Here is a 13,022-nt window from a genome sequence, read left to right on the forward strand (position 1 = left end):
CCACCTTTATTATTAAAAATCTAGCTTTATATTTACCTTTTAAATGTAAATAAACTTATTATTTTTTATATAAATCTTTAACTCCACCTCTATATCTTGTAAAAGATCTTTAATGAGTTCATAAAAATCATTTCCATACTCACTACACTCATATTGAGCAAAGATTTGAATCACATACCTAGTTTCGGTCTCTAATGCTGAATTTATTCGATTAACCCTTTTTTCTTCTACATACGCTTGATATTTATGTATTGCCTCATAAAGACGCAATACATGCGCTTCTTCATCTCTCCAGTCCAGCGTATCAACAATTGAAAGAAATAGCGTATTTTGATTATCTATTACTTCATAACCATTCATATATTTCTTACACCCTTTTTTGCTTTTCATTGAATGCAGATGTCACTACACTTCGCATACTCAAGTACATCTTTTAATGATTGATGAAATTCAATTTCTGGGATCCAACCTAACCTTTTTATTTCCTCTATTGCTAAACTCTCATTTGAGTCGCTCCCACTTTTCTCTGTTTCCTCTATAAAAAAATTTAGCTGTGTTAATTTTTTATATTGTTCTAGTACATCTAATAAAGATCGTTTTACTCCTGATCCGATATTATATTGTTTTCCATTTATTCCATCTCGTAATAACACATGATACGCTTTAACCGCATCACGTACATCTAGAAAATCTCTACTATCTTTTAAACTGTTTACTTCAATAATGGCTTTACTTCTACCTGATTCTATATCTATCATTTTCTTTGCGAGAATCGAACAAATGCCATTCGATTCCCCTGGACCAATTAAGTTTGAGGGCTTTGCAATGATAATATTTGAATCCATTAATCCTCCCCAAGCCTCTGCAATAATGACTTGCATCGTTTTACTTAAACTATATGGATTTGAAATTTTTATTTCGTTCATACTATCTGCTTGCAAAGCAGATCCTATAACTAATGTTCTACAATGCGAGGCTTCTTGCTTAATTGCTTCTAATAAATATAACGTTCCTATTACATTAATCTCTATATACTCAAGAGCAGCTGTCCAAGATTCTATAACCGAATTCCTTCCTGCTAAATGCAATACGTAGTCTGGCTTTATTTGTTTCATTACCTTCATTACTTCGCTCTTATTAGTTAAATTACAAGTAATACCATTTCTAATTTTTTCTCTATGTGCACGATTTTGAAACATAGGAATTACATAAAAGCCCTGCTCTAAAAAATATTGGCAAGCATGGCGTCCTGTGAAACCATTTGCACCAGTTATTAAAAGGCTCGCATTTTTTTTCATCGCAAAAACCCTCCTTTTAATAGCATTTGTTTCACCTCATGTTTTGCAAGCAAGTCTTGTTGAGAACTAAAACTCTTCACATCCACTAGCGGATAGCTAGAATAATATTCTTGAAGTCCTTCTATAGGAATAGTCGGTAGTACCACAAAATAATTTTGATCAAAACTTATACTTGTTTTACTCTCTACCTCAGATAGAAGCATTTCACTTAATTTTTCACCCGGTCTTATCCCTACCTTTTTTACCTTAATGTTTTCTTTTTCCGAATCTTCAATTAATATTTCCGCTAAATCTGTTATTTTACATGCCGGCATTTTCATAACAAAGATTTCCCCGCCTCTACCTTGATATACGGCTTTAAATAACATTCCAACAGCATCTTCAACTGTTAAGAAAAATCTAGTCATATTCGCATCGGTAATCCCTACTTGTGAAGATTTTTTAATTTGTTGTTTAAAAAGCGGTACTACACTTCCACTCGTCCCTAAAACATTTCCACCACGAACACAAATGAATTTTGTTTTCTTCGTTTGTATATTCGCATGAACCATTAATTTTTCACCAATTGCTTTTGTCATCCCATACGTATTTGATGGATCAGCTGCTTTATCCGTTGAAACATATATAACTTTTTCAACTTGCATCTGTATAGAGGCTTCAATTACATTTTGCGTACCATGTATGTTAGTTTTTATAGCTTCATAAGGATAATACTCACATACTGGAACGTGTTTTAAAGCTGCAAGATGGAATACATAATGTACACCTTGGCAAGCATAGACTAGTTGATCTTTATCACGAATATCTCCAATTATAAATTTTAACCTATCATCATTTATAAACTGTTGCTGCATTTCAAACTGAACCGTTTCATTTCTTGAAAAAATTCTAATTTCTTTCGGTGATTTTTCTAATAGTTGTTTTATAAGTTCATGCCCCCACGAACCTGTACCACCAGTAATTAAAATTATTTTATTTAACATTCCTTTTCCTCCTACCAAACATCTCAATTTAAATAGTATTTATTGAATTATTTTCAATTGATTCAAATCATAATCGTAGTTTGTTACATTTAATTGACAAAATAAAAAAACAGAAACTATTAAACATAGTTTCTGTTTTTCATTTCACCTCACAACAGTAAGATTTTTTATACTGTTTGCATGATAAATAAATTCCTTGTAAAAAAACACCGCTCATTTATTTCTTATACTCGTAATAAAATAAATAGAATGATTCATAGCCAATAATCATGTTTAAATTTATGAAAAAGGGAGGTAACGGAATGGACCGAAGCAATTCAAATCATACATATAACGGACCTTCCAAAGCACTGCCTCTCTCCCTATTCGATGTAAAAAATGAATTGAAACAAAAAAGCAAGCTTATTCCTTCTGATACCGTGTATAAATTAACGAAAGAAGAGCAACTCATCATCAACAAAATAAAAATACAAACAGAACAGCTAAATAAAAATAATGTTACAAGAACACGCGCATACTACCAATTTTATATTCAATATCCAGAAATACATTGGGCACTGCTTGGACATATGGTATCACGTAACGGCGGTTGGAATATGACTGATTTAAAGGGCGATTTATATACGAGAATTTTATCAGAGAAAGATCAATTCATATTTTTTTCTTTTTTAGAAAGAGGGAATTGGCTTATTTTCCAAGATGTATACCCTCAATTTTTACTTTACGAACAAAGTGTAAAGAGATCACAAAAGTTATTTCACCTTCTCCCTCACCTAAATGTTTCTACATTTATGGAAACGATGTGGAACGATTTTTGGAAAACAGGCAACAAAAAAACATTAGCGATTGCAACTATTATTAATGAACAAAACTACTTAGAAAAAAGAGTGATTCAAAATGTACAATTTAAAAAGACTGTACTAAATAGTATTGGATTTAAACTCTTTGATTTCTTTCAGTTTAATCATATCCTTTTCCCATTCTACGAAAATGATAAGAAGCAAAAAGTATTACTATTTGGTGATACAATGAAACATTTCACTTCCTTACATGAACGGATATTAATTGGAAAAAGATTGTATTCATTATTATTTCGAGATACACATGTTTTATCTCAAATAATAAGCTGGGCCCAACACCATCCGCATACGGGATCAAGGAAAGATTACTGGCCCCATTTATTTTCAAGTGTAAATGAATCTTTTTCCCGTGAGTTTTATAAGCGCCGAATAAAGAAATGCCAGTTACGAAATGACGCTTATCGCATATACAGTCCTGCACTCATCTATGCATGGCGAGATATGAAGCATGAGGAAGTTGACAGTGAAGATTGGTTTACCGATTGGCAAGTTGTACATTACTTAGTTAATAAGGAGGAAAATATAAATGGACAAATTACAGAAGACTACTGCAAAACACTCGAAAAAATTGAACTCGCAATTCTCGCAAAGAAAAATGTCCTCCTCCGAGAAGAAGAATGAGTTTCTAGCATTAGTAGTTACAATCTTTCTCTCTTCTATTATTGGCACTTGTTTAGATGCTTTTTTTGTTCATAAACAAATATATTCCTTTCCAGCTAGGCCCTTCTCATCCATATTTTCGGTTAATATAGCTTTTACATTATTAGTACTGCCGATTTTAACAGTTATCTTTATACACATTTCAAAAAAATTATCTAAAGTTTCTAGAATTCTATTTATTATTTCAATTGGTATTTGTGCTAGCCTTTTTGAACAGATTGCTGAAAGTTTAGGTTTATTTGTACATAGTACGAATTGGAACCATACATATTCTTTATTTGGTTATATGATTTTCCATTCTTTTATTTGGAACATATATAATTGGATAAAAAAATAAAGAGACCATTATAGGTCCCTTCTTAAGCATACTCTTCCATTATTGCTAATGGTGCCAGTGTTTGTAGGCTTTTAGAGCGTAAACGATAGGCAACGACTTTCTTCTTATATTGCTTAATGACATCAATATGTTCCTCATAGCTATATAGAGAAAACCTAATCTCTTTATTCCCTTTCTTCGTATCAATGACTATTGGTGTCCCTTCTCCGTGCGGCGGGAAATAATGTTTATCTAAAAACAAAGCCTCATTAAATTCATGAATAACTTGTAGTTTCATTTCTCCCTCTATATTTTTTCCATCTATCGATATAGAAGTATTTTCTGTCTCAAGCTTTTGATGCAATTCAAATTTACTAATAATTGATTCTACAACAGAAGTGGGCATACTAGAAACTAATACTTTAATAGCTCCAAAAACAAATAATGTAACTATAAACCATGTTGTCATCGTTATCATCTCCATTACATTTAAAAAATAAATTTCGTTCCATACGGTATTAGTATACTAATGAGTATTCCAGTTACAATCATCGTTACCGAACCGATAGTCGCTTCTTTCTCGCCTTCCTTCACTAAACGACTCACACCGATAATATGTGATGCACAGCCCATTCCAACTCCTTTTCCAATCGTACTTGTTATACTGAAAAACTTAAGTACTGTCGGTCCGACAATAGCACCTGTTATCCCTGCAACAACTACAAAACTAGAAGTCATAGATGGAATACCACCAATTTGATCCGCCAATGAAAGGGCAATAGGCATCGTTGCTAACTGTGGTAAAGTAGTTAATATAAGTTCCTTATCTATATTTAAAATTCCGCCAATCACTACATTCATGCTCGTCACAGCCACTATACCTATCACTACTCCGATAAGTATCGATAAAAAATTTTTCATAAGTATCTTTCGCTCTTTAAATAGAGGTATGGCCAATGCTACAATTGCAGGGCTCAATAAGCTTGAAAGAATGTCTCCCCCATTTTCCCTATACTCATGATGAGAAATACCAAAAAGCAAAAATAAACAAATCATAATTGCCGTAACTGTTAACACCGGTAACGTAAATGCAAACGTAAATTTTTTATATAGCTTTGTCGCCAAGAAATAAATTGCTACAGTAATAATAATTAAGACCATTTGAATCGTGCACCTTGTCGATTTTATTTTTTTGATGTTACTAATAATTGACTTATATAACCTGAAATAATCAAAGTTACTATAGTACTTGCAACTACTAAAAGGAATATAATACTCCCCTTACTTAAAAGAAACGACCCGTATTCCATCAGCCCTGTTGTCGAAGGGATTAAAAATAACGGTAAAAACACGATTAACTTTTCCGCACCTAACTCAAACCATTTTAACGGTAAAACGCGAGTGGAAAGGAGCAGGAACAGTATTAACATCCCTATTAAACTTCCCGGTATTGATAGATGGAATATTTCCTGAATCCACGTACCCACTAAGCTAAATACATATAGCACGCCTACTTGAAGTAAAAGCGTCACGTACTTCATTTATTTCCCTCATTTCACTATCACACATCCATATTATGAAATCTCATTTAGCGTGTCGGCAAGCCGTTTAATTCCAAGTTGAATTTGTTCTATATTCGCTCTACCAAACGTAAATCGTATATATTCATTTTTCGAACCTAAAACACTGCCCGGAACAAATGCGACACCATTCCGTATAGATTCACCTAATAAGTGATATTCATCAAACTTTCCTTTCACTTTACACCATACATGTATTCCACCCTCTGGCACGAAACATTCAACTCGGCCTCCCAATGTTCCTTCAAGCTCTGCAATTAATTCATCTCTTCTTTGCTTCAATTGTCCACGAAGTGTCGTAATATGTGTATGAAAATCCTTTGATTCTAAAAATTGATTTGCTACCCACTGCGTAAATACACTATGACCAAAATCAACTTGTTGCTTTGCATCTGCTAAACGCTCAATTACGCGTGTAGGACCAATTATCCATCCAATACGTAATCCTGATGCAACAATTTTTGATAATGAACTTATATAAAGAACATTTCCATTTTGGTCCATTGATTTTAATGTCGGGTTCACTTCTCCATTAAAAGAAATTAAACTATACGGATCATCTTCTACAATTGGTATACCGAACTCAGAAGACAGTTCTAAAATCTTTTTACGTCTCGCTAATGAAAGCACAGTACCCGTTGGATTCTGATAATCTGGATTCAAAAATACCATACGAATGCGATGCTTTTTGTGCAAATCGATTAAGTCATCTGGATTCATTCCATGCTCATCAACAGGTAAATGAAATATGTTTAAACCGGCCGATTTAAACATTGGAAGCGAAAAACAATACGAAGGATCTTCAATCGCGATCGCATCGCCAGGTTTTAATAAACATTGAACGATAAGATTAAGCGCCTGTTGTGCTCCAGACGTAATAAGAATAGAGCTTGAATCTGCTTCAATTTGTTTATATTGCTGAACATGTGCTGAAATTGTTTTTCTCAACATCTCATTTCCAAGTGGATGGTCATAACCGAGGTTTTCCATAAATGTTTTCTCCGACAAAATTGTTCGAAATCTATCACTTGGAATTAATTCTGGTGACAGTTCACCACTTGCTAAATTAATTAAATCATCTTTTTGTGTTTCCGTTCGAATTTGTTGAACGAGTGGTACGTTAGGTAAGAATGATCCGTCCTCCACGTACCTACCCCAGTTTGGTATTCGTTTATGTGAGACACCCCATATGTCTGTATTGACCCGTGTTCCGCTTCCCTTTTGTCGTTCTACTACTCCAAGTGATTTTAATTCTTCATACGCAGCTACTATTGTACTCCGGTTCACCTGTAATTCCTTTGCCAATATACGCTCAGAAGGTAACTTACTATCAGAAGGAAATTCACCTGAAGAAATGCCTCTTTCAATATAATCAGCAATTTGTTTATATACAGGTGTCTTATCTGCACGATTTGGTTTCCATTCCATCTAGTTCCCTCCTTTCAAAACGAACTATTCTCATTTTTTACTAACAGTATTCACCGTAAAAATAGTATTAATTAGTCACATTTTCTTATCCGTAAATGGATATATCCAAAATAGTTCTCTTTCTGATTACTCAATAGCTTCTGAAATTCCAACTTCATACTCTCATTTCAGTTCTTTCACAAACTATCAAATCATTACCACATACCATGTTACCCCAACCAGTAGAACAAAAAGAAGAAGAATATAGATTGCAGATAAGTTTTTCACATTTCTTTTTGTAGACTTGCCGTAATTCTCCTCCACGTTTCTTGCAACTAGTACAGTCCCAAATAGCGATACAATTACAATAATAACGACTAGTGAAATTGCAAAACTCATTGTCTTTTCACCTCTCTAAGACCCATCTATTTTAATTAAAGAACTTACATAAAAACCTTCCTCTTTAAAACGCTGATAACATACTACCTTTCTTCTCTTATCATAATAGATGTTTGTAAAAAGCGGACCAACCACTTTCGCGTTTTTTTGCTCATCCACTTTAAAAATAAAAAGCAGCTGATCACTTAGGACCAGTTGCTTTTTCGCAAGGTTAATTATATTCATTTTTCACTTGAAATTAATCCGATTTAAAAGTTTGATCTTTTCATAATGAAAAGTATCGTTCACACCATTTATAAAAAAAGAACCTATGAAGGTCCTTTTTCAAATTGTACAACACAGCACTATGTTGAATATCTTAAAGTTTATACTAATGATAAAGTGAAACTTTAATCAGCCCTCACCAATCGAGCTTTTACGGGCAGCAGGGCCCCCACCTAACTTCTTTGCTTCCGCTGAATTTTGAGGTAGAGGTCTTACTGCCCGGCAAATAGCGGGATAAATGTTAATAGACTTATTCTTCAATAATGAATTGTGAAATTAGCATTTCTAAATTTTCGACTTTCTTTTTCATTTCATTAGATTTCGTCGTTATTTCTTGAATCAATGTGGCTTGTGCTTGAATTGATTGTACCGTTCGATTCGTTTCTTGTGCGACTTGTGTTGCAGTTTCAGAAACTATTGACAAAGAGGCATTTACTTCTTCTGTCCCAGCAGACATTTCTTCTGTGGCAGCAGACACTTCTTGAATTTGGGTCGTTATTCTATTAATATCTTGCATAATAGATGAAAATGCGAGTTCTGCCTTATGCGCCGCTTCTTTACCACCACTAGCCTGTTGTTGACCTTTTTTCATTACATGAACTGTATCCTCTGTATCTTGATGTATAAAACGTATTAAATTATTTATATCATTTACAGATGTTTTAGATTTCTCAGCTAGACCTCTTACTTCAGCTGCAACTACTGCAAATCCTTTTCCATTTTCTCCAGCACGTGCTGCCTCAATTGCAGCATTTAAAGCAAGTAAATTCGTTTGTTCCGCAATATTAGTAATAACATCTAACGCTTCTTCAATTTGTTGTGTACGCGTAACAAGTCTATCAATGACCTTAGAAGTTTCTTCGACAACTTCATTCACGCTATTCATTTGACGAATAGATTGTTTTATAACTTCACTACCAGAATTTGCTTGGTCTATTGTTGCAACAGCAACTTCAGCAACCATCGCTGAAGATTCAGCTACTGTTTGAACACCAGTTGCAATTTCTTCCATTGAAGTTGAACTTTCTTGAATACTAGTCACTTGTCCCTCTATTTCTTTATTTATTTCAGAAGTAGTTCGAACAACCTCGTTTGATATATGTGCTGCCGTTTTCGTCTCTTGTAGCATATTTTCAGTTGAAACAATCACTTCTTTCGCCGTAACCTTCACCTGACCGACTAATTGTTGCAAGTTATCTAACATACTATTAAAGGATTGTACAATATGGCCTAATTCGTTCTCGGATTTATAAGAAGTTCGAATTGTTAAATCTCCAGCAGATACTCGTTCCATATCTTTTTGTAATAATACAATTGGTTTTTTTATAGCATTTTTTGTTATAAAACCAATAAAAATGATTATTATGATTCCAACAAATGAAATAATTACAAATGTTATAATTGTATTTTTCACACTATTAACATTCTCTTTTTGTAGCTGTTCAGCAGCATTATTATTATATAAAATAAGTTCACGAATAGACTGAATTGTTTTTTTCATATTAGGATCAATTTCTTTTAAATAATAGCTATAGGCTTCTTCATTATTAGTCAGTCCCAAATCCTGTGCTTTTTTCATTTGTACTCTTAAATCTTTAAATTGACTTTGAAACGCATTATACAAATCTTTTTCTTTATGAGAACTAATTCTAGTTTCAAATTGTTTTAACAGCTCATCATTTTCTTTTCTAGTCTTATCCATTTCTATTATGAGTTCTTTCATTCTTTTTTCATCTTTCGATATCATAATCTCCATAAAATTCATATTAACATGGTAAAAATTCGATTCTACAATTCCTATCCATTCAATTGGTAATAGTCTTTCTTCATACATACTAGAAGATGCATTTTCACCTTTTTGAAGTCCTAAAAACCCGAGTGAAGATAACATGATACAAGCCAAACTCGATATAATGACTAACACATTTAATTTCGTTCCAATTTTACTATTTTTAATAAAAGACAACAAAATCACTCCATCTATATATTATATTTACTTGTTTTATATTACAATAATTATCGACATTTATCGACATTTTTTTATTAATCTTATAATTATATTCGAAGAACTTGATTCTCATACTATCAAATACTAAAAAGTCTTATGGGAATTCCACAAGACTTTTAATAGAGTTATATTGTTTCTATGAAATTATGATAAAAATTAAAGCGACTTATTAGTTCTTATAACTTCTTGATAGAGAATCGGTGACCACTTATCACTAACATAATCTTGGATAACCCAACCAACTCTTTTTGGATTCTCTTGTTTAATATATGCCGCGATCTCGGGATTTATATAAGACGCATAATAATATGGACTATTCCATGCTGTACCACCAGAAGACAAGCTTGTAAAATTAATATATAGATGATTTAAATCCTCGCTATTGTTCATCGTTTCATTGATTGTATCTTTAATAGATTTTATTTTCTCATCATAACTCACTTTATATTTATCTTGTACTGTTATATTTACATTTTGGTTTACAGTTGTGGTAAATGTCTCATTATCTGGCCAATAAAAATTATTATATCCTCCAGATTCACTACTACCACTATATCTTTTTAGTAGGACAATTTTCCCACGAGCATCTCCAAGTTTTATATTTCCTTCTGTTTTTAAAAAGATAGGATCAACAAAATAATTTTTTTCAAACGTACTACTAAATGAACCTTCTGCCCCTTTCATATTCTCATACTCTTTTTTTAAAGACATAATAATTGTTTCACTCGGGTTATCTTTTAAAAATTGTTTTGCTTCATTTATGAATTCATGCAGTGTTACATAAAGATATAATGGCCCATGATGAAGAACTATCGTATTATCATCTGTTAAACGTCCTCTTATATCAAAAATGCGAGCTCCATGGTCCATTTGATAGCGAAAATCATATTCTTGCGTCATTCCCCACACTTGCTTAATCGGATTTTGCAACTTGAACGTCCCACTATCGTGTGTTCCTGGAATTGAAATTCGTGCTAACGGGATATTATCAGGTATAGGTTGCATCCATTTTGACCAATTTTCAAGCTCATTAATAGAGCTAGCTGCAACTACTTGCTTATCATGTAAAGCAAATACAAATGTGATAAATATTGTACTACATATGAATAATTTCAAAATTAACTTCTTATTGCTCATTATTATCCCTCTCTTTTTCTGTTTTTATATCAAACTTATTGAATATAATATAAGCTAGTTCATAAAAAATAAATAACATTTCATCAATATGAAATATTGCATAGAAGTAAAGTTAAAAAATCATTCACATATACTAAATTAGAAAAATTTAAAGGAACTTCATCTGAAGTTCCTTTGGCTTATTTTATGTTCAATACATATGAACCATCTTTATTCTCATATTTATAGACGTATAAATAATATTTACCTGGCTTTGCATTATAAATTCCTTTAACTACATTTCCTTCATTTTCACCATATGCTACATAGTTATTTAAATCTGATTCATGATGAAGTACCCATGTCATTCCGATATTTTGTTCATTTATTAGAGAAATATTAATATTTTCCGGCGAGTCAATTTGGAAAGTAAATACATCTACTCTATCACTATTATGTAGCGTTCCTTTCACCGGTGTATGAAAGTTAACTTTATTTGCCTGTCTAGGCTCATTATTTGGTTCATTTTCTGTTACTTGTAATTCATTCCCACCGTTTGGTTTTCTTTGTTCATAGCCTAAGTTTACTAGTATAGACTTCATATCTGGTAAAACACCAATTTTATCTGCATATGGATCTTTAGATTTTGTTCCTGTGCTCTGGTTGCTTAATATTGCTCTTAGTTCACTTGGTCTATATGGTTGTCCTAAATTTTCTTTAGCAATGCTTTGTACTAAAGTCGCTGCCCCAGCAATAATTGGCGAAGCACTAGATGTTCCGCTAAAGCTTGAAGTATAAAGATTTACGGCACTTCTACTTTGCTCAGCTGTAGTTGTATCTACATTTTCTCCCCATCCGTACACATCAATACGGCTTCCATAATTCGAAAACCACATACGTTCATGAGGGAAAGATGAAGAGCCAGCTCCTACCATAATTGCACCCGAATCTTTAAAATCTTTACTATTACGATTTAAGACTTGCTTACCCTTTCTATCTTTGAACTGATCTAAATCATTCCACCCATTTGCTCCGGCCTCTATAATTACAATCCCCTTATCTGTACCAGCACGAATTGCATCAAAGATATCTGGTTGTACTTCAACAGGTAAATATTTATCACCATATCCATCGAAAGATGCTTGCGCCTCTAACAATAAAACATCCCCAGCTTCTAACTGATTTACAGCACTTAATATTGCATCAGCTGTATTATACTGTCCGTTATCTCTTATTTGAGAGATAACCTTTGCTTTCGCTTTTGGCGCAATCCCAATATTCCCGACTTCATTGTCCTCAGAGGATACAATTCCTAGTACAGACGTCCCATGACCGACATGCTGATCTATATTTCTTCCAGACATTAATTCAATATTTTGATGTAATAAATCCTCATGATTTATTAGCCATCCGTATTCCATATCAACAAAAGTGATACCATTTCCATTACCGCCTTGAATTCCCCAGGCGAAAGACGCATTAATACCGTATGGGGCTGCTTCAAGATAACCTTGTTTTTTAAATCTAGGATTGTTATTAGGATTAAGAGCTACACTTGATGATTGCACTTCAGGTGGCATTATTTTCTCTTGTTTCTTCATATACGCATCTTCTATTAAAGAAGATGCCTTTAACTTATCTATTATTCCTTCTTCATATCCACTATTTTGATTTTGAAGAATATAGTAGTTTAATAAACTTGTAGATACATGATTAGGCGCTTTCACTTCAAGGTTTTGTATTTGTTCCGGGCTTACAGATGTGAATAAACGAGTAAATGTTACATCTGGATATTCTGTCAAAAAATCTTTTATTACTTTATCATTCGTTTGAGATTGTATTTGTTTTTCAATACCATCTTCATATGGGAAATCCAAATCCGCTTTAAATTTTACAATGATTTGCTTATCTGTTTCTTGTTCTATCCCTAATTTACTCTGCTGTTCTATAGAATCAGCATGTACACTATTGACAGTGCCTCCTGTTCCTAAAAGTGTTGTAATGATTACAGTTGACGCACACATTTTTTGAAATATTTTCATTACATCAATCCTCCTATTAATAATCATTAATCATTATATTAATCTATAATGTTTTCACCTATAACGTATTCCCTTTCTACTAAATAGAT

The 13,022-nt window shown here is 32.9% G+C and carries 13 protein-coding genes; 2 read left to right on the top strand and 11 right to left on the bottom strand.

Features of this window, described 5'->3' with window-relative positions:
• Nucleotides 1-39 precede the first annotated feature (39 nt).
• Genes MHI26_RS19105 through MHI26_RS19115 form a run of 3 tightly spaced genes read right to left on the bottom strand, consistent with a single transcriptional unit; the run spans nucleotide 40 to nucleotide 2,281 of the window.
• Nucleotides 40-390, bottom strand: coding sequence for a DUF6572 domain-containing protein (locus MHI26_RS19105; protein ID WP_080546863.1), 351 nt, complete (start codon nucleotides 388-390; stop codon nucleotides 40-42).
• Nucleotides 387-1,298, bottom strand: coding sequence for an NAD-dependent epimerase/dehydratase family protein (locus MHI26_RS19110; RefSeq protein ID WP_061666417.1), 912 nt, complete (start codon nucleotides 1,296-1,298; stop codon nucleotides 387-389). The genes MHI26_RS19105 and MHI26_RS19110 overlap by 4 nt, the downstream gene beginning before the upstream one ends.
• Nucleotides 1,295-2,281, bottom strand: coding sequence for a UDP-N-acetylglucosamine 4,6-dehydratase family protein (locus tag MHI26_RS19115; RefSeq protein WP_061666416.1), 987 nt, complete (start codon nucleotides 2,279-2,281; stop codon nucleotides 1,295-1,297). Before MHI26_RS19115 ends, MHI26_RS19110 begins: the two co-directional genes overlap by 4 nt.
• Nucleotides 2,282-2,583: 302 nt before the next feature.
• On the opposite strand from MHI26_RS19115, the gene MHI26_RS19120 reads away from it, so the two are divergent.
• Entirely contained in the window at nucleotides 2,584-3,762 is a 1,179-nt protein-coding gene (locus MHI26_RS19120; protein WP_000376167.1) for a DUF2515 domain-containing protein, read from the top strand.
• Nucleotides 3,737-4,138: a CBO0543 family protein gene (locus MHI26_RS19125; protein WP_140338025.1), complete on the top strand. Its 402-nt coding sequence runs from the start codon at nucleotides 3,737-3,739 to the stop codon at nucleotides 4,136-4,138. Before MHI26_RS19120 ends, MHI26_RS19125 begins: the two co-directional genes overlap by 26 nt.
• Nucleotides 4,139-4,160: 22 nt before the next feature.
• Here the strand turns inward: MHI26_RS19125 and MHI26_RS19130 are convergent, their stop codons facing one another.
• The 8 genes from MHI26_RS19130 to MHI26_RS19165 form a co-directional block, all read right to left on the bottom strand.
• Nucleotides 4,161-4,586, bottom strand: a complete 426-nt coding sequence (locus tag MHI26_RS19130) for a YfmQ family protein (RefSeq protein ID WP_000214642.1) — start codon at nucleotides 4,584-4,586, stop codon at nucleotides 4,161-4,163.
• Nucleotides 4,587-4,606: 20 nt separating this feature from the next.
• Nucleotides 4,607-5,278: an LrgB family protein gene (locus tag MHI26_RS19135; RefSeq protein ID WP_000242947.1), complete on the bottom strand. Its 672-nt coding sequence runs from the start codon at nucleotides 5,276-5,278 to the stop codon at nucleotides 4,607-4,609.
• A gap of 23 nt (nucleotides 5,279-5,301) precedes the next feature.
• On the bottom strand, nucleotides 5,302-5,658 hold the full coding sequence (locus tag MHI26_RS19140; protein ID WP_061666415.1) for a CidA/LrgA family holin-like protein: 357 nt from the start codon (nucleotides 5,656-5,658) through the stop codon (nucleotides 5,302-5,304).
• 33 nt (nucleotides 5,659-5,691) lie between these two features.
• Nucleotides 5,692-7,125: a MocR-like pyridoxine biosynthesis transcription factor PdxR gene (pdxR, locus tag MHI26_RS19145; RefSeq protein WP_061666414.1), complete on the bottom strand. Its 1,434-nt coding sequence runs from the start codon at nucleotides 7,123-7,125 to the stop codon at nucleotides 5,692-5,694.
• 186 nt (nucleotides 7,126-7,311) lie between these two features.
• Nucleotides 7,312-7,503 (bottom strand): hypothetical protein, encoded by a 192-nt coding sequence (locus MHI26_RS19150; protein ID WP_000006462.1) that lies wholly within the window; start codon nucleotides 7,501-7,503, stop codon nucleotides 7,312-7,314.
• Nucleotides 7,504-8,017: 514 nt separating this feature from the next.
• Nucleotides 8,018-9,733 carry a methyl-accepting chemotaxis protein gene (locus MHI26_RS19155; protein WP_061666413.1) on the bottom strand — a complete coding sequence of 572 codons (1,716 nt, stop codon included), beginning with the start codon at nucleotides 9,731-9,733 and terminating at the stop codon, nucleotides 8,018-8,020.
• A gap of 198 nt (nucleotides 9,734-9,931) precedes the next feature.
• On the bottom strand, nucleotides 9,932-10,912 hold the full coding sequence (gene plcA, locus MHI26_RS19160) for a phosphatidylinositol diacylglycerol-lyase (protein ID WP_000066286.1): 981 nt from the start codon (nucleotides 10,910-10,912) through the stop codon (nucleotides 9,932-9,934).
• A 179-nt stretch (nucleotides 10,913-11,091) separates the two neighbouring features.
• The gene (locus MHI26_RS19165) at nucleotides 11,092-12,933 is read right to left on the bottom strand and encodes a S8 family peptidase (RefSeq protein WP_061666412.1); all 1,842 of its coding nucleotides are present in this window, start codon (nucleotides 12,931-12,933) and stop codon (nucleotides 11,092-11,094) included.
• Between the last annotated feature and the right edge of the window lie 89 nt (nucleotides 12,934-13,022).

The sequence above is a fragment of the Bacillus sp. FSL K6-1218 genome, assembly GCF_038006445.1.
Taxonomy (GTDB): Bacteria; Bacillota; Bacilli; order Bacillales; family Bacillaceae_G; genus Bacillus_A; species Bacillus_A thuringiensis_S.